This is a genomic window from Nocardioides sp. ChNu-153, assembly GCF_030466625.1.
Lineage (GTDB): Bacteria > Actinomycetota > Actinomycetes > Propionibacteriales > Nocardioidaceae > Nocardioides.
Genome location: NZ_JADEVT010000002.1, coordinates 280,544 through 300,482 on the forward strand (window position 1 = coordinate 280,544; position 19,939 = coordinate 300,482).

Genomic DNA, 19,939 nt, shown 5'->3' on the forward strand with positions numbered 1-19,939 from the left:
GTGGTCCGCCGCGAGTTGAGCCACAATGGCCGACGGAACCACGCACAATCACACACGTGTCATCTCGATCACCTCGATCCTCCACGCGAGACCGCTGGGGAAGGCGTAGCTCGCCGAGGACGAAGGAGATCCGATGACCAACCACAGCACCGTTCGCGCCGCGACCCGGGGCGTCCTCTACGTGCACTCAGCGCCGTCCGCGCTCTGCCCGCACGTCGAGTGGGCCGTCGCGGGCGTCCTCGGCGTGCCCGTGAACCTCGACTGGACCCCCCAGCCCGCGCAGGCCGGCACCTACCGCGCCGAGCTGTCGTGGACGGGCGCCGTCGGTTCTGCCGCTCGGGTCGTCTCCGCCCTCCGGGGCTGGGAGCACCTGCGCTTCGAGATCACCGAGGAGCCGTCCTCCGGCGCCGAGGGCAGCCGCTTCTCCGCCACCCCCGAGCTCGGCATCTTCCACGCCGTCACCGGCGTGCACGGCGACATCCTCATCCCCGAGGACCGGCTGAAGGCCGCCGTGCTCAAGTCGGCGCTGGGGGAGGCCGACGTCCTCGACGAGATCGACCGCCTCCTCGGCAAGCCGTGGGACGACGAGCTCGAGACGTTTCGCCACGCCGGCGACGGCGCTCCCGTGAGGTGGCTGCACCAGGTGGTGTGACCCTCCACCCGCGACGCGGAACGGCGGCTCCCGAGGCTCTCGGGGGCCGCCGTTCGTCGTGCGGGGTGGTGCCGGGGTGGTGCCGTGCCGGGGTGGGTGGGTCAGAGCGGGATGTTGCCGTGCGCGCCCCGGCGCACGCCCGAGGTCTGCACCTCGACGTCGATCGCCGCGGCGAGCGCGGTGCGGGTGCGGGACGGCTCCACGATCTCGTCGACGACGCCGATCTCCACGGCCTTGTCGACACCGCCCGCGATCCGCTCGTGCTCGGCGGCCAGCTCCGCCTCGACCTGCTCGCGCATGTCGGGCGGCACCTCCGCCAGCTTGCGGCGGTGCAGGATCCGGATGGCCGCGACGGCCCCCATGACCGCCACCTCGGCGCCCGGCCAGGCCATCACCCTCGTCGCGCCGAGCGAGCGCGAGTTCATGGCGATGTAGGCGCCGCCGTACGTCTTGCGGGTCACCAGCGTCACCCGGGGCACGACGCACTCGGCGAAGGCGTGCAGCAGCTTCGCGCCGCGGCGCACGACGCCGTCCCACTCCTGCCCCACGCCGGGCAGGTAGCCGGGCACGTCGACGACGACCACGAGCGGCACGCCGAAGGCGTCGCAGAGCCGCACGAAGCGCGACGCCTTCTCGGCCGACAGCGAGTCGAGGCAGCCGCCGAGGCGCAGCGGGTTGTTCGCGACGACGCCGACGGTGCGGCCACCGAGGCGACCGAGCGAGGTGACGACGTTCGGCGCCCAGCGGGGGTGGAGCTCGAGCGCGGTGCCCTCGTCGAGGATGCCCTCGATGAGGGGGTGCACATCGTACGCCCGCTTGCGCGACTCCGGCAGGAGGTCGGCGAGGTCGGTGTCCTCGACGTCCTCGGGGCGCAGGGTGCCCTGGCCGCCGAGCAGCGAGGCGGTGGCCCGCGCGTGCTCGAGGGCGTCCTCCTCGGTGTCGGCGAGGAGGTGCACGACACCGGAGCGGCGCCCGTGCGGCTCCGGGCCGCCGAGCCGCAGCATGTCGACGTCCTCGCCCGTCACGGAGCGGACGACCTCGGGACCGGTGACGAAGATCCGCCCCTCGGGCCCGAGCACGACGACGTCGGTGAGGGCGGGACCGTACGCCGCGCCGCCCGCGGCGGGACCGAGCACCACGGAGATCTGCGGGATGCGGCCCGAGGCCTGCGTCATGATCGCGAAGATGCGGCCCACGGCGTGCAGCGAGGCCACGCCCTCGGCGAGCCGGGCGCCGCCCGAGTGCCACAGCCCGATGATCGGGACGCCGTCGGTCAGCGCCCGCTGGTACGCCGTCATCACGACCTGGCAGCCGTCGGTGCCCATGGCGCCGCCCATGACGGTGGCGTCGGAGCAGAACGCGACCACGCGGGTGCCGCGCACCGTGCCGGTCGCGGCGAGCATGCCCGACAGGTCGTCCGGCGTCAGCAGCTCCAGCGAGCCCTCGTCGAGCAGCGCCGTGAGGCGGTGCAGCGGGTTGCGCGGGTCCTGCTCGCGCGGCACCTTCGGCTTCTGCGCCCGCGGGACGCTGCCCGCGGCCACGGGTGCGGCGGCCGGCTCGGTGGCAGGGGCGACGGTCGGGGTCATCAGGCGCTCCGGAAGGCGATGGCGACGTTGTGGCCGCCGAAGCCGAACGAGTTGTTGAGCGCGGCGATGTCCCCGGCCGGCAGGTCGCGGGTCTTGTCCGCGAGGTCCAGGCCGACGTCCTCGGGGTCGGTGAGGTTGATCGTGCCGGGCACCGTGCGGTGGTGCAGGGCCAGCACGGTCGCGACCGACTCCAGGGCGCCCGCGGCGCCGAGCAGGTGCCCGGTCATCGACTTCGTCGAGGTGACCACGGCACCGCCGGCCGCGTCGCCGAGGGCGTTGCGGATGGCGAGCGCCTCGGCCACGTCGCCCTGCGGCGTCGAGGTGGCGTGGGCGTTGATGTGGAGCACGTCGCCGGCCGCCAGGTCGCCCTCGACGAGGGCGCGCTTCATCGCCCGGGTCGCGCCGAGACCGGCGGGGTCGGGCTGCGCGATGTCGTGCGAGTCGGCGGTGATCGCGGCGCCGGCCACCTCGGCGTACACCCGCGCGCCGCGAGCGGCGGCGTGCTCGGCGGACTCGAGGACGAGCACCGCCGCGCCCTCGCCGAGGACGAAGCCGTCGCGGCCCTTGTCCCACGGCCGGGAGGCCCCGGCAGGGTCGTCGTTGCGCTTCGACAGCGCCATCATCTGGCCGAACGCGGCCATCGGCAGCGGGTGGACCGCTGCCTCGGTGCCGCCGACGAGGACGACGTCGGCGCGGCCCAGGCGGATGAGGTCGACGCCGAGGGCGATCGACTCGTTGCCCGAGGCGCAGGCCGAGACGGGCGTGTGCACGCCGGCCTTGGCGTTGAACCGCAGGCCCACCGCGGCCGCGGGGCCGTTCGGCATGAGCATCGGGATCGCCAGCGGCGAGACCCGGCGGGGGCCCGCGGCGAGCAGGTTGTCGTAGTTGGAGAGCAGCGTGGTGACGCCGCCGATCCCCGAGGCGACGGCCACGGCCAGCCGCTCGGGGTCGACGTCGACCTCGCCCGCCGGGCCCGTGAACCCGGCGTCGGCCCACGCCTCGATCGCCGCGACCAGCGCGAGCTGGCCGGAGCGGTCGAGACGGCGGGCCTTGACGCGCTCCAGGACCTCCGTCGGCTCGACGGCGACCTGGGCCGCGATGCGCGCGCCCAGCGGCTCCGCCCACTCCTCGGTGAGCTGCCGGACCCCGGAGCGGCCCTCGAGGAGGGCGCTCCAGGTGCTGGCGACGTCACCACCGACGGGAGAGGTGGCGCCCAGTCCAGTGACGACGACTCGGGTGCTGGTCATGGGGGGTTCCCTTCGCTGGTGGGGGTACGGCGGACGCGCGCGGTGGGCGGGAGCCTCAGAGGCGGTTCTCGATGAAGCTGACGGCGTCGCCGACGGTCTTCAGGTTCTTGACCTCGTCGTCGGGGATGGTGACGCCGAACTTCTCCTCGGCGGCGACGACGACCTCGACCATGGAGAGCGAGTCGACGTCGAGGTCGTCGACGAACGACTTGTCGAGCTGGACGTCGTCGGCCGGGATGCCGGCGACCTCGTTGACGATGTCGGCGAGGTCGGCGCGGATCTCATCGGTGCTGGGCATGGTGCTTCCTCTCGGTCGGGACCGGGGCGCGGGGTGCGTCCCCGTGGTCGCGGGGTGGTGCAGGGGGTTGGTGCAGGGGGTTGGTGCAGGGGTGGTGCAGGGGTGGTGGTGCCGGCGGGAGCGGCCGGCGGACCGGACGCTCCCGCCTCAGGGGAGGACGACGACCTGGGCGGCGTACGCCAGGCCGGCGCCGAAGGCGATGAGGAGGGCGATGTCGCCGGAGCGTGCCTCGCCCTCGGCGATCATGCGCTCGAGCGCGAGGGGGACCGAGGCGGCGGAGGTGTTGCCCGCCTCGGCGATGTCGCGGGCGACGCGCACCGTGGCGGGCAGCTTCATCGTGCGCGCCATCGCGTCGGTGATGCGCATGTTGGCCTGGTGGGGCACGAACACGTCGAGGTCGTCGACCGTGATGCCGGCCCGGTCGAGGGCCTGCTGCGCCGTCTTGGCCATGGTGAAGGAGGCCCACCGGAACACCGCGGCGCCCTGCATGGTCATGAAGGGGAAGGCCGGCTCGTCGGCGGCGAGCACGTCGCGCCAGTCGTCCTTCTGGCGGATCAGGTCGTACTGCTCGCCGTCGGAGCCCCACACGACGGGGCCGATCGCGGGCGTCTCGGACGGGCCCACGACGACGGCGCCGGCGCCGTCCGCGAAGATGAACGCGGTGCCGCGGTCGGTCGGGTCGGTCATGTCGGAGAGCCGCTCGACGCCGACGACCAGCACGTGGCGGGCGGAGCCGGCCCGCACCATGTCGGAGGCCAGGGCCACGCCGTGGCAGAAGCCCGCGCAGGCGGCGGAGACGTCGAACGCCGCGGCCTGGTCGGTGCCGAGCCGGTGGGCGATGGCGGCCGCGGCCGACGGCAGGTTGAGCATGTGGCTGACGGTCGCGACCACGACGCAGTCGACCTGGCGGGCGTCGATGCCGGCCTGCGCGAGCGCGGCCCGGGAGGCCTCGACCGACATCATCTCGATCGTCTCGTCGGCGTCGGCCCAGCGGCGGCTGCGGATGCCGCTGCGCTGCTGGATCCACTCGTCGCTGGAGTCGATCGCGTCGACGACCTCGCTGTTGGGCACCACGCGGCGCGGGCGGTAGGCGCCGACGCCGAGGATGCGCGCGTGGGGGGACCCGGAGCCGGCCTCGAGGGCGAGCCCGGTCATCAGGCGGCGCCCGCGGGGTGCAGGCGGAGCAGGGGCTGACCGGGGGAGACGAGGTCGCCGTCCTCCACGAGCCACTCGACGACGTGCCCGCCGTGGGCCGCGGTGACCGGCGTGCGGTCGCGCAGGGACACGATCGAGCCGATCGTGGCGTGGGGCGCGAGCAGGTCGGCGGCGCCGGCCTGCTCGTCGCGCTCGAAGGTGCCCTTGGCCGGGGCGACGACCATCCGCCACGTCGGCGTCGTGGAGATGAGGGAGCGCTCGCCGTGCTTGCGCACGAACGCGCGGGCGTCGTCGAGCTGGTCGGGGGTGTTGAGCGCGAACGTCTCGACGCCCTTCATGGCCCGCTTGGCGATGCCGGTGAGGGTGCCGGCCGGCGGCATCTCGAGCACGCCGGTGACGCCGAGGTCGAGCATCGTCTCCATGCACAGGTCCCAGCGCACGGGGTTGGCGATCTGGGTGACGATGCGCCGCAGCACGTCCTGGCCGTCGTGGACGACCCGGCCGTCGCGGTTCGAGATCACCGGGATGCGCGAGTCGTGCGTCGTGACGGCGGCGGCGAGGGCACCGAGGCGGTCGACGGCCGGGGCCATGTGGTGGGTGTGGAACGCGCCGGCCACGCTGAGCGGGATGAGCCGGGCGCGGGTCGGCGGGTCGGCGGCGAGGGCGGCGAGCTGCTCCGTCGTACCGGCGGCGACCACCTGGCCGGGGCCGTTGTCGTTGGCGGCGACGAGGCCGTGGCGCTCCAGCGTCGCGAGCACGTCGTCGCGCTGGCCGCCCAGCACGGCCGTCATGCCGGTCGGCGTGGCCGCGGCGGCGGCCGCCATGGCCCGGCCGCGCTCCCGCACGAGCACCATCGCCTGCTCGGCGCTGATCGCCCGCGCGCCGGCGGCGGCGGCGAGCTCGCCCACGCTGTGGCCGACGACGGCGCCCACGCGTGCGAAGGCGTCGGACGGGTGGGGGAAGAGCTCGAGCGCGGCCACGAGGCCGGCGGCGACGAGCAGCGGCTGGGCGATCGCGGTGTCGCGGATGGTCTCGGCGTCCGCCTCGGTGCCGTAGTGCGCGAGGTCGAGGTCGGCGACGCTGGCGAGGTAGTCGAAGCGGGTCGCGAACGTGGGGTCGGCGAGCCAGGGTCGGAGGAAACCGGGGGTCTGGGAGCCTTGGCCGGGGGCCAGTACGACGAGCACGCCCCCACTGTGCCTTGTGCCCTTCCCACCATTCAGGTCCGATGGTGACGAACTTGGGGCGGGCGACGTTGGAGGGACCCTACAAATCCGGGTTACCCGCCGGTCGGGCTGCAGCCCCGTGTTGGCGGCCCACCACGAGCGCGATCTGCAGGGTGAACGCGTCCCGGGGGTCGGTCGGCGTGCAACCCGTCACCTCGGCGACCTGCGCCAGGCGGTAGCGCACCGTGTTGGCGTGCACGAACAGCGCCCGCGCGGTGCCCTCGATCGACGACCGGTGGGCGAAGTACGACGTCAGGGTCTCCACGAGCGCCGAGCGGTGCTCCGCCAGCGGCCGGTGCACGCGGGTCAGCAGGTGCTCCGCGGCGCCGCGGTCGCCGGCCAGCAGGCGCTCGGGCAGCAGGTCCAGCGCGTGCACGGGCCGGGGGGCGTCGGGCCAGGCGGCCGCGACGTCGTACCCGGCCACCGCCTCCCGCGCCGAGCGGTACGCCGACGCGAGGTCGTCGGCCCGCGGACCCACCACGACGGGTCCGGCCCCGAACTCGCCGACGACCGCGGCGGCGGCCTCGACGGGGGAGTCGACGCCGCCCAGGACGATGACCAGGCGGTGGCCCTGGATGGCGGACAGCACGTCGGTGGCGGCCGTGAGGGCGTGACGGCGGACGGTGCCGACGAGGTCGGGGGCGACCCGCTCCTGCGGTGCCGCGCCGAGGACGACGCACACCCCGCCACGCGACTCCCAGCCGAGCGCGCTGGCGCGCGAGAGCATCTCGTCGTCCGGGTCGCCCCGCAGGATGCTGTCGACGACGAGCGCCTCGAGCCGGGCGTCCCAGGCGCCGCGCGCCTCCGCGGCCCGGGCGTAGACCGTCGCGGTGGCGAACGCCAGCTCGCGGCCGTAGCGCAGGATCGCCGCGTGCACCGCGGGGCTGTCGCCGGGGTCGAGCACCTGGTCGAGGTGCTCCTCGACGACGTCGATGCCCAGGCGCACGAGGTCGACGGTCTGCTGGAGGGTGATGACGCCCGCCAGGGCCCGTGGCGCGGCGCCGAAGACGGCGGTCGCCAGCGTGGCGTCCGAGGGCTGCGCGCCCCCACCGGCCCGCCACCAGTCGACGAAGCTGCGGATGCCGGCCTGGATGATGAGGCCGACCCACGACCGGTCCTCGGCCGAGAGGTCGCGGAACCAGCCCACCTCGGTCTCCATGCGGGCCGTGGCCGCGGTGCTCAGCCGTCCGGCGCCCCGCTGGAGGACGTCGGAGGTCCGGGCGCGCAGTGCGGCGTCGGGCGTCGACTCCGGCGACGGCCGGGTCCCTCCCGAGGGGTCCGCCGGGGGCCCGCCGGGGCCGGGGAGCGGGGAGAGGACCACCCGCCACAGCCTAGTGCGTCGCCCGGGTCACGCCGGGGTGACGGTGCGCTGACGGTCTCGTCACCGCCCGCCCGTCGTCGCGCGCCCCGCACGTACCTCTGGTTGAATCCGGCACGACCCCACCCCGAGGAGGGCCCGTGCCGGAACCCCAGCTGCAGCACGTCGAGGTCCACGGCCACCGCCGGGCCTTCGTGGTGACCGGCAGCGGCCCCGCGCTGCTCCTGCTGCACGGCCTCGGCTGCGACCACACGACGTGGCTGCCCGCCATGGCGCGGCTGGCCGAGCGCCACACCGTCATCGCGCCCGACCTGCTCGGGCACGGCCGCTCGGACAAGCCCCGGGCCGACTACAGCGTGGGCGGCTACGCCAACGGCATGCGCGACCTGCTGACCGTGCTGGGCGTCGACCGCGTGACGGTCGTGGGCCACAGCTTCGGGGGCGGGGTCGCCATGCAGTTCGCGTACCAGTTCCCCGAGCGCACCGAGCGCCTCGTCCTGGTGGCCAGCGGCGGCCTGGGCCCGGAGGTGAGCCCGATGATCCGGGCGGTGACCACGCCCGGGTTCCACGAGGCGATGGGCGTGCTGACGGCGCCCGGCGTGCGGCAGGCGGTGACCGGCGGCCTGCGGGTGCTCGGCCGGGTGCCGGGGCGCCGCACGCGCGACCTGCCCGAGGTGGCCGCCATCGTCGAGTCGTTCCGCGACCCCCGCGCCCGCGCGGCGATCCGGCACGTCGTGCGGGGCGTCGTCGACTGGCGGGGCCAGATCATCACCATGGCCGACCGCGCCTACCTCACGGCGTCGCTGCCGATGTGCGTCGTCTGGGGGCGCGAGGACGAGGTCATCCCGGTGGGCCACGTCGACAACGCGGCGCGGCTCGCGCCGGGCGCGCGCATCGAGGTCCTGGACGACGCGGGCCACTTCCCGCACAAGGACCACCCCGGGCGGTTCGCCGCGGTCATCGAGGACTTCGTGGCGACGACGGAGCCCGCGCGGCACAGCCGGGCACGCTGGCGCCGCCACCTCCTCGACGGGCCGACGGTCCCCGCGGTGCAGGCCGAGGCCGGCGAGGCGCCGGCCCGTCCTGCACCGGCCCCGCCGGCTCCGCGCCGCCTGCGCCTGGTGCGGGGCGCCTGACCGGCGTACGCCGCCTCTTCCTGCGGTTCGCTCCGGAACCCCGCCGACGGCGAGGGCCCCGGGCCGCGCGGCGGGATCGCTCCCACCGCGCGGGCCCGGGGCCCTCGTCACGGTCGACGACGCGTCAGGCGTCGCCGCCCTCCTGCGCGACGTCCTTCACCGCGGTGGGGTCGTCGATCCGGTACTTGTCGAACGCCTTGCGGACCAGCGCCGGGTCGATCTCGCCGGCGTCCGCGAGCGCCTGCAGCGAGGCGACGACGACGGACTGGGCGTCGATGTGGAAGAACCGGCGCGCCGACGGACGCGTGTCGGCGAAGCCGAACCCGTCCGCACCGAGCACGCGGTAGTCCTCCGGCACCCAGCGGGCGATCTGCAGCGGCACCGCGGCCATGTAGTCCGACACGGCGACGACCGGGCCCGACGAGTCGCTCAGCTTCTCCGAGACGTACGCCGTGCGCGGGGCCTCGTCGGGGTGGAGCAGGTTCCACTCCTCCGACGCGATGGCCTCGCGGGCCAGCTCGTTCCACGACGTGACCGACCAGGTGTCGGCCGCGACGCCCCACTCCTCGGCGAGCATGCGCTGGGCGTCCTTGATCCAGGGGAAGCCGACGCCCGAGGCGAGCAGGCGGACCCGCGGGCCCTCCGCCTCCGACGCGGACACCTGGTACATGCCCTTGAGGAGACCGGCGACGTCGAGGTCCTCGGGCTCCGCGGGCTGCTCGACCGGCTCGTTGTAGACGGTGAGGTAGAAGATGACGTCCTCGCCCGTCGGGTGCTCCTCGCTCGCGCCGTACATGCGCTCGAGGCCCGAACGCATCACGTGGCCGACCTCGTAGGCGAACGCGGGGTCGTAGTGCACGACCGCCGGGTTGGTCGCCGCGAGCAGCGGGGAGTGGCCGTCGGCGTGCTGCAGGCCCTCGCCGGTGAGCGTGGTGCGACCGGCCGTCGCGCCCACGAGGAAGCCGCGGGCGAGCTGGTCGGCCATGGCCCAGATGGAGTCGCCCGTGCGCTGGAACCCGAACATCGAGTAGAAGATGTAGAACGGGATCATGTGCTCGCCGTGCGTGCTGTACGCCGAACCCGCAGCGGTCGCGGACGCCATCGCGCCGGCCTCGGAGATGCCCTCGTGGAGCAGCTGCCCCGAGGTCGACTCCTTGTAGGCCAGCAGCATGTTGCGGTCGACCGACTCGTAGGTCTGGCCCATCGGGTTGTAGACCTTGACGCTCGGGAACATCGAGTCCATGCCGAAGGTCCGGTACTCGTCGGGCGCGATCGGCACGACCCGCTGGCCGATCTCGGGGTCCTTCATCCAGTCGCGCAGCAGGCGCACGGCGGCCATCGTCGTGGCCACCTTGTTCTTGCCGGCGCCCTTCTTGAGGTCTGCGTAGACCTTGTCGCCCGGGAGCTTCAGCATCGTCGCGCGGTTGACGCGACGGGGGAGCGAGCCGCCGAGCTGGTTGCGGCGCTCCATCATGTACTCCATCTCGGGCGACTTCGCCCCGGGGTGGAAGAACGGAGCGGCGCCGGTCTCCTCGTACGCGATCTCGAGGTCGCGGTCGGAGATGGGCAGGTAGAGGCGGTCGCGGAAGCGCTTGACGTCGTCCTTCGTCAGCTTCTTCATCTGGTGCGTCGCGTTCTTGCCCTCGAGCGAGTCGATCGTCCAGCCCTTGATCGTCTTCGCGAGGATCACGGTCGGCTGGCCGACGTGCTTCGTCGCGGCGTCGAACGCGGCGTACACCTTGCGGTAGTCGTGACCGCCGCGGGGGAGCTTGCGGATCTGGTCGTCGCTCATGTGCTCGACCATCGCCCGCAGGCGCTGGTCGCCGCCGAAGAAGTCCTCGCGCACGTAGGAGCCCGACTCGACCGAGTAGGTCTGGAAGGCGCCGTCGGGGGTCGTGTTCATCTGGTTGACGAGCACGCCGTCGACGTCGCGGGCCAGCAGCTGGTCCCACTCGCGGCCCCAGACGACCTTGATGACGTTCCAGCCGGCGCCGCGGAAGTAGGACTCCAGCTCCTGGATGATCTTGCCGTTGCCCGTCACCGGACCGTCGAGCTGCTGCAGGTTGCAGTTGACGACCCAGGTCAGGTTGTCGAGCTCCTCGCGCGCCGCGGTGCGGATCGCGCCGAGCGACTCGGGCTCGCCCATCTCGCCGTCGCCGAGGAAGGCCCACACGCGCTGCTTGCTCGTGTCCTTGACGCCGCGGTTCTGCAGGTAGCGGTTGAAGCGGGCCTGGTAGATCGAGTTGATCGCCGTCAGGCCCATCGAGACCGTCGGGAACTCCCAGAACTCCGGCATGAGCCGGGGGTGGGGGTACGACGACAGGCCGGCCCCGACGCCGTGCTGGACCTCCTGGCGGAACCGGTAGAGCTGCTGCTCCGACAGCCGGCCCTCGAGGAAGGCGCGGGCGTAGACGCCGGGGGAGGCGTGGCCCTGGATGTAGACCTGGTCGCCCCCGCCCTCGGCGTCACGGCCCTTGAAGAAGTGGTTGAAGCCGACCTCGTAGAGGCTGGCCGACGACTGGTACGTCGCGATGTGGCCACCGACCTCGAGGCCCTTGCGGTTCGCGCTCGAGACCATCATCGCGGCGTTCCACCGGATGAAGGCACGGATGCGGCGCTCGACGTCCTCGTCGCCGGGGAACCACGGCTCGCGCTCGGGCGGGATGGTGTTGATGTAGTCGGTGGAACGCAGGGCCGGCACGCCGACCTGCTTCTCACGCGCCCGCTCGAGCAACCGGAGCATGACGTAGCGCGCGCGCTCCCGCCCTCGGTCGTCGATCAGGGAGTCGAAGGAGTCGAGCCACTCGTGGGTCTCGTCCGGGTCGATGTCGGGCAACTGGGTCGGCAGGCCCTCGTGGATCACGGACGTGGAAGTGGAGCGCGACTGGCCGGGTCGGGGTGTCGAGTCAGCGGTCACGCCCGCCATCGTCGCACGTGGCGAACCCGCAAGAAATCTACCCGTGAGTACGTCCGCCAGGCGGCCAGCGGGCCCCTCCGGGGCGCGCCACGCGGCGGGGAGAGGTTGCGCAGCCTGCGGAAACCCGGTGGACTACGGGGCACGCTGCGGCACGAGGCCGTCGCGGGACTGCGGACGAAGGACTGGAGGAGTCAGTGAGTGCGACCCCGGGTGGTGGATCCACCCAGACGGCGGGCATGAGCCCGGCGGCCCGGCTGGGCCTGGTGAAGGGCATGACGATCCAGGAGCTCGGCTGGGACGAGGACTGCGACGACGACCTCCGGGCTGCGATCGAGGAGGAGATCGACGCCGACCTCGTCGAGGAGGCGGACGGCGCCGTGGTCGACGCCGTGCTCCTGTGGTGGCGCGCGGACGACGGCGACCTGGTCGACGGGCTCGTCGACGCGCTGACCGACCTCGTGGGGGGCGGCGCGATCTGGCTGCTCACGCCGAAGGTGGGTCGTCCCGGCAGCGTGGACCCTGCCGACATCGCGGAGGCCGCGCCGGTCGCCGGGCTCGCGCAGACGACCACGGCCCCGGTCAGCAAGGACTGGTCGGCCACGCGGCTCGTGGCCCCGAAGTCCCAGGGCTGATCGGCGGGCCCGTGCGCCCGATTGCGTAACAGCGCGTGACACTTCCTGTTCAAGACCGTTCCTCGGCACGTAGGGTCGCCCTACCCTCTCGAGGAAAGGTCGGTCATGAGCGCACTCAGGACGAAGGCGTCCGACGCGGGCACGAGCCTGCGGGTCCTGGTCAGGTCGGGCATCGTCCGCCCGTACTCCCCGAAGGTGCTGGCCGGTCTCGTCGGCACGCTCCGCGCGTGGGGCACGTCGCCGGCGGGCGGGTTCCGGACGCTGGCGCTGCGCGCCCCCGACCAGCCCGGCGTGGTGGACGAGCGGGGCGTGCTCACCTGGGGTGAGCTGCACCGCCGTACGAACGCCCTGGCCGCGGCCCTGCGCGCGCGGGGGGTCCGCGAGGGCGACGGCGTCGCCCTCATGTGCCGCAACCACCGGGGCTTCGTGGAGGCCTCCATCGCGGTGAGCAAGCTCGGGGCCGACGTGCTCTACCTCAACACCGCCTTCGCCGGGCCGCAGCTGGCTGACGTCGTCGAGCGCGAGCAGCCCCGCGTCCTGGTGCACGACGAGGAGTTCACCGACCTGCTGGCCGACGTCGACGTCGAGCTGCGCGTGCTCGCCTGGGTCGACGAGGAGCCGACGGGCCCCGACGCCCCGCCCACGATCGACGGGCTCGTGGAGGCCGCGACCGCGGCCGGTGGTGACGCCGAGCCCGCCCCGCCGGGTCGCGAGGGCCGCACGATCATCCTCACGTCGGGCACGACGGGCACGCCGAAGGGCGCCCCGCGGCCCCAGGGTGGCGTGCCGGCGGCGGTCTCGCTGCTGTCGCGGATGCCGCTGCGGGCCGGGTGGCGCTGCTACGTCGCCGCACCGCTGTTCCACACCTGGGGCTTCGCGCACTACCAGCTCGCCATGCTGCTCGGCACGACGCTCGTGCTGCGCCGCCGCTTCGACCCGGCCGAGGCCCTCGCGCTGCTCGAGGAGGAGCGCTGCACGTCCTTCGTCGTGATCCCCGTGATGCTGCAGCGCATCCTCGCGCTGCCCGCCGACGTGCTCGACCGCCACCGGCTCGACCACCTGCAGGTCGTCGCGTCGTCGGGGTCGGCGCTGCCCGGCGACCTCGCGCTGGACTGGATGGACCGCTTCGGCGACAACCTCTACAGCACCTACGGCTCGACCGAGGTCGCCTGGGCGAGCATCGCCGACCCCACCGACCTGCGGGAGGCGCCCGGCTCGGCGGGCCGGCTGCCGCACGCCACGGTCATCCGCATCCTCGACGAGCAGGGCCGACCGGTGCCCGACGGGGAGCCGGGCCGGATCTTCGTCGGCAACGACCTGCAGATCGAGGGGTACACGGGCGGCGGCGCCAAGGAGGTCGTGGACGGCCTCATGTCGTCCGGTGACGTCGGGCGGTTCGGCCCGGACGGCCGCCTCTACGTCGAGGGTCGCGACGACGAGATGATCGTCTCCGGCGGGGAGAACGTCTTCCCCCGCGAGGTCGAGGACTGCCTGGCGCGGCACGAGGCCGTCAGCGAGGTCGCCGCGCTGGGCGTGCCGGACGACGACTTCGGCAAGCGGCTGCGGGCCTTCGTCGTGCTGACCGCCGACGGCTCGGTGGACGAGGACGGGCTCAAGGACTGGGTGCGCGCCAACCTGGCCCGCTACAAGGTCCCGCGCGAGATCGTGTTCCTCGACGAGCTGCCCCGCAACGCCACCGGCAAGGTGCTGAAGCGGGAGCTCGACGCGGGCTGAGCGGGTGTCGCGGGAGGTGCCGGCGGAGGGTGCGAGGATGGGCGACATGCCCGACCTGCAGCTCGACCTCCCGCCCGGACCCGGCGCCGGCGCGGCCGGCCCGGGTCTCCCGGTCGGCGCGCAGGCACCGGACTTCACGCTGCGCGACCAGTTCGGCCAGAGCGTCACCCTGTCGTCGTTCCGCGACCGCAAGGCGGTGGCGCTCGTCTTCATCCCGTTCGCGTTCTCCGGGGTCTGCACCGGCGAGCTCGGCGGTCTCCAGGCCCGCATCGCCGACTTCCTGACGTTCGACACCGAGGCGCTGGTCGTCTCCTGCGACCCGGTGTACTCGCTGCGGGCGTTCGCCGACCGCGACGGGCTCAACCTGCCGCTGCTGTCCGACTTCTGGCCCCACGGGGCGGTGGCGTCGGCGTACGGCGTGCTCGACGAGGCGCGCGGCTGCCCGCGCCGCTCGTCGTACGTCGTGGGGCCGGACGGGGTCGTGCGGTGGGCGGTGCACAACGAGCGCTCGCAGGGGCGTGACCTCGACGCGCACCTCGCCGCGCTGCGCGCCGCGGTCTGAGCGGCCCCGACCGGCCCCGACCGGCCCCACCGGTCTGGACCGGTGGCCGCGATGTGAGACGGATTCCGCGTTCCGTGGAAGTTCAACGATCAACCGTTGCATGATCTTCTCGTCGCGCCGCTGGTGACCCGAGACTCCAGCGGCGCGACATTCAATTTCGCGGACGTCCGGATCGCACCCGGCGTCCGGCCCGGTCGGTGACGTCCCCCCGGCTGTCGTAGGCTGTGCGCCGCCCGAGGGCGAATAGCTCAGCTGGTCAGAGCGTCCGGTTTACACCCGGAAGGTCGGGGGTTCGAGCCCCTCTTCGCCCACCCCGCCGTCCCGCCGGCGTCCTGTGCCGACGGCGCGCCCCTCCGGCCGGCGCGGAGCGCCGACTACCCGACCGGAGGTTCCTCCCCGGTGGGCCCCCGGTCGAGGTGAGAGGGCTCTCACGCAAGCCTCACGGTGGTCTAACGGCGCGGCGGGAAGGTCGTCCTATCACCCACCGGGCCCGCGGGTCCGTCGAGAAGAGGACACCCCATGCTGCTCAAGATCGTGCTCCCCGGCGTCGTCGCCCTGCTGGGCCTGTGCGGCGCGGCCCTGCTCGCCCTCCCCGGGTCGGGCGGCCCGCAGCCCGAGGCCGTCACCATCACCTCCGTCGGTGACGACGACGCCGACGACGCCGGCACCCCCGCGCCCACCGCGGCACCGACCTCGGCCGCCCCCACCACGCCCCCCACGGCTGCTCCCACGGCGGCCCCCTCCGCACCGGCTCCGGCGCCCCCCGCGGCGCCGCGACGGGACGGCGACGACGACCGCGACGACGACCGCGACGACGACCGCGACGACCGCTCGACGGCGCCCGCGCCCGCGCCCCGGTCGACGCCCGCCCCCGCGCCGCGGCCGGCTGCGCCGGCACCGAACCGTGACGACGACGACCGTGACGACCGCGGCGACGACGGTGACGACGACCGCGGTGACGACGGTGACGACGACCGCGGTGACGACGGCGACGACGACGGTGGCGACGACTGACGCGGCGCCGCGCCGTACCGGACCCCCCGGGCGACAGCGCCCCCGCGACCACGGGTCGCGGGGGCGCTGTCGTGCCTGCGCCGTCGTGTCTGCGCTGTCGGGCCTGCACTCAGGAGTTGAAGCGGTAGCCCATCCCGCGGACCGTCCCGATGGTGTGGGCGCCGAACTTGCGGCGCAGGTACCCGACGTACACGTCGACGACGTTCGACGACGGGTCGAAGTCGAGGCCCCAGACCTTGTCCAGCAGCTGCTCGCGGGACAGCACCTGGCCGGGGTTGCGCAGGAACATCTCGGCGAGGGTGAACTCGCGGGCCGACAGCTCGAGGGTGCGCCCGGCGACGGTGGCGCGGCGGGTGCGCAGGTCGAGCCGCACGCCGCCGACGTCGAGCACCGTCGCGGCGGCCTCGCCACCGCCGGCCGACACCTGCCGCAGGCGGGCGCGGATGCGGGCCTGCAGCTCGGCGAAGCGGAACGGCTTCGGCATGTAGTCGTCCGCGCCCCCGTCGAGGGCCGACACGGTGTCCGCGGCCGAGTCGCGGGCCGTCAGCACGATGACCGGCATGCGCGACCCCTGCGAGCGCAGCTGGTCGAGCACCTCGAACCCGTCCATGCGCGGCAGGCCGATGTCGAGCACCATCAGGTCGTGGCCGCCGCTCAGCGCCTCGTCGAGACCGTCGACGCCGTCGCCGACCACCGTCACGGTGTGCCCGTCGGCCTTGAGGCCCTTCGCGACGAACGACGCGATCCGCTGCTCGTCCTCGACGATCAGGATGCTGGCCACCCCTGGTCCTCCTCCGGTGCGTGTGGTGCGTGCAGGTCGTGCGTGCGTGCGGTGGTGCGGTGGCGGTGCGGTACGACGACCCGCGGCGCCGCGGGACGGTCTCATCCCGACTCCCGGAGCGTGACGACGAACCGGGCGCCCGGGGGATCGGCCTCCTCGACGGCCACCGTGCCGCCGTGGGCGTGCACGATCGCCGCGACGATCGACAGGCCGAGACCGAACCCCTCGTCGCCATCGGGGACGTGGCTGCGGCCGAAGCGCTCGAACACCAGGTCGCGGTCGGTCTCGGGCACGCCCGGCCCGGTGTCGCGCACCCACAGGCGCACCCGGCCGGGGGCGGGCACGTCGTACCCCACGGCCACCTCGTCGCCGGGCCGCGTGTGCTTGACGGCGTTGTCGCACAGCTGCAGCAGGGCCTGGGTGAGCCGCTGGGGGTCGGCCTCGACGACGGCGCCCGCGGACCCGGTGGCCGGGTCCGGGGCGTCCAGGGTCCAGGTGCGCTCACCCAGCGCCCGCGCCTTGGCCAGCACGTCGAGGACCAGGTCGCCGACGTCGGTGGGCGCGGTGCGCAGGAAGTCGGGGCGGTCGCTCTTGGCGAGCAGCAGGAGGTCCCCGACGAGGCGGGCCATGCGGTCGACCTCGTCCAGCACCAGGTCGCGGGTCTGCGCGGCGTCGGGGCTGTCGGTCTCCAGCAGCTCGAGGTGGCCACGCACGATGGTCAGCGGCGTCTTGAGCTCGTGACCCGCGTCGTCGAGGAAGCGGCGCTGGGCGGCGAAGGCGTTCTCGAGGCGGGCGAGCATGCCGTTCACCGTGCGGGTCAGGGCGGTGATGTCGTCGTTGCCGGTCTCCGGGACGCGGCGCGAGAGGTCGGTCTCGCCGATCTCCTCCGCGTTGCGGCGCAGCACGCGCAGCGGGCGCAGGAGGCGTCCCGACTGCCACGCGGCGGCGCCGACCACGAGCAGCAGTGCGATCGCGGCCACCACCGCGTAGGTGCGCACCGTCTCCGCCAGCTGCTCGTCGGCGACGTCGGTGAAGGTGACGACCACGAGGGCGCCCGGCTCGACGGCACCTGCCGCGTCGGTCGCGGTCGCCGGCTGCACGGTCAGGAAGAGCGGCTCACCCGCCACCTCCACCGTGGTCGAGCCGCCTGACGCCACAAGGGGACGGACGGCGTCGCTGAAGGCCTCCGCCTCGGTGACCGCCGCGTCACGGCCCCTGCCGGTCCCGGGACGCACCTGGAGGCGGTCGTCCCACCAGCCGACCAGCAGCTCGTCGTCGGTCGGCACGTTGCTCTCGACGTACCCCCAGAGCAGGTCGGCGATGCCGGTGCGCCGCTCGCCCGTCGTGGGGTCCGGCTGGCTGAAGGGGCCCGGGGCGGCGGCGAACTGCCGGAACTCGGCCAGCTCCTGCTCGATGGCCGCGACGCGCTCGGCGTCGATGCGCTGGTCCTCGATGAGGAAGAAGCTGAGCCCCGCACCGGCCAGGGCGAGCGCGACGAGCAGCGCCACGGTCGTCGTGATGCGCAGGCGCACCGACGCGCCGGTGCGCGACGCGGGGGAGCGGGGGGTGCTCAGTCGTCGTCCCCGTCGTCGTCGCTCCCGCTGTCGTCGTCCCCGGCATCCCCGCCGTCGTCCCCGCCGTCGTCCCCGGCATCGTCCCCGTCGTCGTCGCGCTCGGGGGGCACCGGCACGGCCGTGGGCTGCACGGTGCGGGGGGCGGGCGGCGCCGGGGCGGGCGGCGCCGGCGAGGCCGTCGGACCGGTGGTGGGCGTGCCCGGGGTGGCCGGGGCCGTCGGGGTGGGGGTGGCGGTGGCGGTGGGAGGCGTCGTACCGGTGCCGAGCGGCTCCCCGGGTGTGCCGGCGCCCGACGGGCTCACGGCCCCGCCCACCTCGGGAGCGGCGGGCTCGCCCGCGAGGGCGCGGACGCCGACCCCGCCGACGACGAGACCGACGACGACGCCGAGGAGGACCTTGAGGACGCTGGACATGACGGGTCGATCCTGCCCCACCGACGTCCCCCGGCCCAGGTTCATGAGAGGGCTCTCACGACCCGACCCGCGGGTGCCGCCCCCGCCGGCCCTAGAGTGACGGGCGTCACGCGCCCGACCGCCGGGTCGGGCCCCGGAACGACAGGGAGTGCCATGTTCGTGCCGTTGAGCGTCCGCGACTTCATCGACCGGGCCCGCACGGTCTACCCGGACCGGGTGGGCGTCGTCGACGAGCCCGACCAGCCCGCGCCGTCGCTCGGTTCCCTCACCTACGCCGCGCTCGACGACCTCGCTCGGCGCCAGGCCGCGCACCTCGACGCCCTGGGTGTGGGGGTCGGGGACCGGGTCGCCGTCGTCTCGCACAACAGCGCCCGCCTGCTCGGGTCGTTCTTCGGGGTCGCGGGGCACGGGCGGGTCCTCGTGCCGGTGAACTTCCGGCTGCGGCCCGACGAGGTGCGCTACATCGTCGAGCACTCGGGGGCACGGGTGCTGTACGTCGACCCCGAGCTGGACGAGGCCCTCGCCGACGTCACCTGCGAGCACCGCTACGTGCTCGGCCGCGACGAGCACCTCTACGCCCCCGAGGGGGCCGAGCCGGCGCCGTGGGAACCCGACGAGGACGCCACGGCCTGCATCAACTACACCTCGGGCACCACGGCCCGCCCCAAGGGCGTGCAGATCACGCACCGCAACATCTGGGTGAACGCCACGACGTTCGCGCTGCACGTCGGGCTGGGTGACCGCGACGTCTACCTGCACACCCTGCCGATGTTCCACGCCAACGGCTGGGGCATGCCGTTCGCGACCACGGGCCTCGGGGTCCCCCAGGTCGTGCTGCGCAAGGTCGACGGCGCCGAGATCCTGCGCCGCGTCGAGCAGCACGGCGTCACCGTCCTGTGCGCCGCGCCGGCGGTCGTCGCCGCCGTGCTCGAGGCCGCGCAGACCTGGGAGGGCGAGGTGCCGGGGCGCGACCGCGTGCGGATCATCGTGGCCGGCGCGCCGCCGCCCACCCGGACGGTCGCCCGCGTCGAGGAGGAGCTCGGCTGGGAGTTCGTCCAGATCTACGGCCTCACCGAGACCTCGCCGCTGCTCACGGTCAACCGCACGCGCGCGGAGTGGGACGACCTGACGGCCGAGGAGCGCGCGGCCCGGCTGGTGCGCGCCGGGGCGCCGGCCCTCGGCGTACGGCTGCGGGTCGACGAGCACGGCGAGGTGCTGGCGCAGGGCAACCAGGTGCTCCAGGGCTACTGGGAGCAGCCGGCCGAGACGGAGCGGGCGCTGGCGGGCGGGTGGTTCCACACCGGCGACGGGGGCGTCATCGGCGACGACGGCTACCTCACCATCAGCGACCGCAAGAAGGACGTGATCATCACCGGCGGCGAGAACGTCTCGTCGATCGAGGTGGAGGACGCGCTGTTCTCGCACCCCGACGTCGCCGAGGTCGCCGTCATCGGCGTCCCCAGCGAGAAGTGGGGCGAGACGATCAAGGCGCTGGTCGTGCTCACGCCCGGCTCGAGCGCGGACGAGGCCGAGCTGATCGCGTGGTGCAAGGACCGGCTGGCCGGCTACAAGGCGCCCACGTCGGTCGAGGTCCGCGACGAGCTGGCCCGCACGGCGACGGGCAAGCTGCAGAAGTTCAAGCTGCGCGCGCCGTACTGGGAGGGCCAGGAGCGCCAGGTCAACTGAGGTCCGACGGG

General features: G+C 74.1%; 17 protein-coding genes and 1 tRNA gene. 8 read left to right on the forward strand and 10 right to left on the reverse strand.

The features are described from left to right. Positions 1 to 133: 133 nt before the first annotated feature. Positions 134 to 652: a DUF3145 domain-containing protein gene (locus INN71_RS05225; protein WP_277498939.1), complete on the forward strand. Its 519-nt coding sequence runs from the start codon at positions 134 to 136 to the stop codon at positions 650 to 652. Between the two features lie 101 nt (positions 653 to 753). Here the strand turns inward: INN71_RS05225 and INN71_RS05230 are convergent, their stop codons facing one another. The 6 genes from INN71_RS05230 to INN71_RS05255 all read right to left on the reverse strand — a co-directional run bounded on the left by INN71_RS05230 (position 754) and on the right by INN71_RS05255 (position 7,482). After that, positions 754 to 2,238 carry an acyl-CoA carboxylase subunit beta gene (locus INN71_RS05230; RefSeq protein ID WP_277498936.1) on the reverse strand — a complete coding sequence of 495 codons (1,485 nt, stop codon included), beginning with the start codon at positions 2,236 to 2,238 and terminating at the stop codon, positions 754 to 756. Then, on the reverse strand, positions 2,238 to 3,485 hold the full coding sequence (locus INN71_RS05235; protein WP_277498935.1) for a beta-ketoacyl synthase: 1,248 nt from the start codon (positions 3,483 to 3,485) through the stop codon (positions 2,238 to 2,240). The genes INN71_RS05230 and INN71_RS05235 overlap by 1 nt, the downstream gene beginning before the upstream one ends. Before the next feature lie 55 nt (positions 3,486 to 3,540). Continuing rightward, entirely contained in the window at positions 3,541 to 3,783 is a 243-nt protein-coding gene (locus INN71_RS05240) for an acyl carrier protein (protein ID WP_277498925.1), read from the reverse strand. A 147-nt stretch (positions 3,784 to 3,930) separates the two neighbouring features. Further along, a complete protein-coding gene (locus INN71_RS05245) occupies positions 3,931 to 4,938 on the reverse strand; it encodes a beta-ketoacyl-ACP synthase III (protein ID WP_277498924.1) in 1,008 nt (335 codons plus the stop codon). Then, entirely contained in the window at positions 4,938 to 6,122 is a 1,185-nt protein-coding gene (locus tag INN71_RS05250) for an acyltransferase domain-containing protein (protein ID WP_277498923.1), read from the reverse strand. Before INN71_RS05250 ends, INN71_RS05245 begins: the two co-directional genes overlap by 1 nt. Before the next feature lie 79 nt (positions 6,123 to 6,201). Next, positions 6,202 to 7,482 (reverse strand): CdaR family transcriptional regulator, encoded by a 1,281-nt coding sequence (locus INN71_RS05255; protein ID WP_277498922.1) that lies wholly within the window; start codon positions 7,480 to 7,482, stop codon positions 6,202 to 6,204. Between the two features lie 137 nt (positions 7,483 to 7,619). On the opposite strand from INN71_RS05255, the gene INN71_RS05260 reads away from it, so the two are divergent. Then, on the forward strand, positions 7,620 to 8,615 hold the full coding sequence (locus tag INN71_RS05260; protein ID WP_277498920.1) for an alpha/beta fold hydrolase: 996 nt from the start codon (positions 7,620 to 7,622) through the stop codon (positions 8,613 to 8,615). A 124-nt stretch (positions 8,616 to 8,739) separates the two neighbouring features. On the opposite strand, the gene aceE is transcribed toward INN71_RS05260, so the two are convergent. After that, positions 8,740 to 11,532: a pyruvate dehydrogenase (acetyl-transferring), homodimeric type gene (aceE, locus tag INN71_RS05265; RefSeq protein ID WP_301799800.1), complete on the reverse strand. Its 2,793-nt coding sequence runs from the start codon at positions 11,530 to 11,532 to the stop codon at positions 8,740 to 8,742. Positions 11,533 to 11,768: 236 nt separating this feature from the next. On the opposite strand from aceE, the gene INN71_RS05270 reads away from it, so the two are divergent. The 5 genes from INN71_RS05270 (at position 11,769) to INN71_RS05290 (ending at position 15,474) form a co-directional block, all read left to right on the forward strand. Beyond that, entirely contained in the window at positions 11,769 to 12,164 is a 396-nt protein-coding gene (locus tag INN71_RS05270) for a DUF3052 domain-containing protein (protein WP_277498918.1), read from the forward strand. 105 nt (positions 12,165 to 12,269) lie between these two features. After that, complete coding sequence (locus tag INN71_RS05275; protein ID WP_277498916.1) at positions 12,270 to 13,898, forward strand: AMP-binding protein; 1,629 nt, start codon at positions 12,270 to 12,272, stop codon at positions 13,896 to 13,898. A 46-nt stretch (positions 13,899 to 13,944) separates the two neighbouring features. Continuing rightward, a complete protein-coding gene (locus INN71_RS05280) occupies positions 13,945 to 14,460 on the forward strand; it encodes a peroxiredoxin (RefSeq protein WP_277498915.1) in 516 nt (171 codons plus the stop codon). A gap of 237 nt (positions 14,461 to 14,697) precedes the next feature. Next, positions 14,698 to 14,771: transfer RNA gene (locus INN71_RS05285), tRNA-Val, on the forward strand. A gap of 208 nt (positions 14,772 to 14,979) precedes the next feature. Beyond that, positions 14,980 to 15,474, forward strand: coding sequence for a hypothetical protein (locus INN71_RS05290; RefSeq protein ID WP_277498913.1), 495 nt, complete (start codon positions 14,980 to 14,982; stop codon positions 15,472 to 15,474). Between the two features lie 109 nt (positions 15,475 to 15,583). Here INN71_RS05290 and INN71_RS05295 read toward each other — a convergent pair whose 3' ends face one another. The 3 genes from INN71_RS05295 to INN71_RS05305 all read right to left on the reverse strand — a co-directional run bounded on the left by INN71_RS05295 (position 15,584) and on the right by INN71_RS05305 (position 18,242). Further along, positions 15,584 to 16,255 carry a response regulator transcription factor gene (locus INN71_RS05295; RefSeq protein ID WP_277498912.1) on the reverse strand — a complete coding sequence of 224 codons (672 nt, stop codon included), beginning with the start codon at positions 16,253 to 16,255 and terminating at the stop codon, positions 15,584 to 15,586. Between the two features lie 101 nt (positions 16,256 to 16,356). Then, positions 16,357 to 17,787: a cell wall metabolism sensor histidine kinase WalK gene (locus tag INN71_RS05300; RefSeq protein ID WP_277498911.1), complete on the reverse strand. Its 1,431-nt coding sequence runs from the start codon at positions 17,785 to 17,787 to the stop codon at positions 16,357 to 16,359. 38 nt (positions 17,788 to 17,825) lie between these two features. After that, positions 17,826 to 18,242 carry a hypothetical protein gene (locus tag INN71_RS05305; RefSeq protein ID WP_277498910.1) on the reverse strand — a complete coding sequence of 139 codons (417 nt, stop codon included), beginning with the start codon at positions 18,240 to 18,242 and terminating at the stop codon, positions 17,826 to 17,828. A gap of 153 nt (positions 18,243 to 18,395) precedes the next feature. On the opposite strand from INN71_RS05305, the gene INN71_RS05310 reads away from it, so the two are divergent. Next, a complete protein-coding gene (locus tag INN71_RS05310) occupies positions 18,396 to 19,928 on the forward strand; it encodes an AMP-binding protein (RefSeq protein WP_277498909.1) in 1,533 nt (510 codons plus the stop codon). The last annotated feature ends 11 nt before the right edge of the window (positions 19,929 to 19,939 follow it).

Coding starts and splice junctions, on each gene's coding strand:
- INN71_RS05245 (WP_277498924.1), bottom strand. CDS start 4,938: ATGACCGGGCTCGCCCTCGAGGCCGGCTCCGGGTCCCCCCACGCGCGC.
- INN71_RS05225 (WP_277498939.1), top strand. CDS start 134: ATGACCAACCACAGCACCGTTCGCGCCGCGACCCGGGGCGTCCTCTAC.
- INN71_RS05310 (WP_277498909.1), top strand. CDS start 18,396: ATGTTCGTGCCGTTGAGCGTCCGCGACTTCATCGACCGGGCCCGCACG.
- INN71_RS05270 (WP_277498918.1), top strand. CDS start 11,769: ATGAGCCCGGCGGCCCGGCTGGGCCTGGTGAAGGGCATGACGATCCAG.
- INN71_RS05275 (WP_277498916.1), top strand. CDS start 12,270: ATGAGCGCACTCAGGACGAAGGCGTCCGACGCGGGCACGAGCCTGCGG.
- INN71_RS05235 (WP_277498935.1), bottom strand. CDS start 3,485: ATGACCAGCACCCGAGTCGTCGTCACTGGACTGGGCGCCACCTCTCCC.
- INN71_RS05305 (WP_277498910.1), bottom strand. CDS start 18,242: ATGTCCAGCGTCCTCAAGGTCCTCCTCGGCGTCGTCGTCGGTCTCGTC.
- INN71_RS05280 (WP_277498915.1), top strand. CDS start 13,945: ATGCCCGACCTGCAGCTCGACCTCCCGCCCGGACCCGGCGCCGGCGCG.
- INN71_RS05290 (WP_277498913.1), top strand. CDS start 14,980: ATGCTGCTCAAGATCGTGCTCCCCGGCGTCGTCGCCCTGCTGGGCCTG.
- INN71_RS05230 (WP_277498936.1), bottom strand. CDS start 2,238: ATGACCCCGACCGTCGCCCCTGCCACCGAGCCGGCCGCCGCACCCGTG.
- INN71_RS05240 (WP_277498925.1), bottom strand. CDS start 3,783: ATGCCCAGCACCGATGAGATCCGCGCCGACCTCGCCGACATCGTCAAC.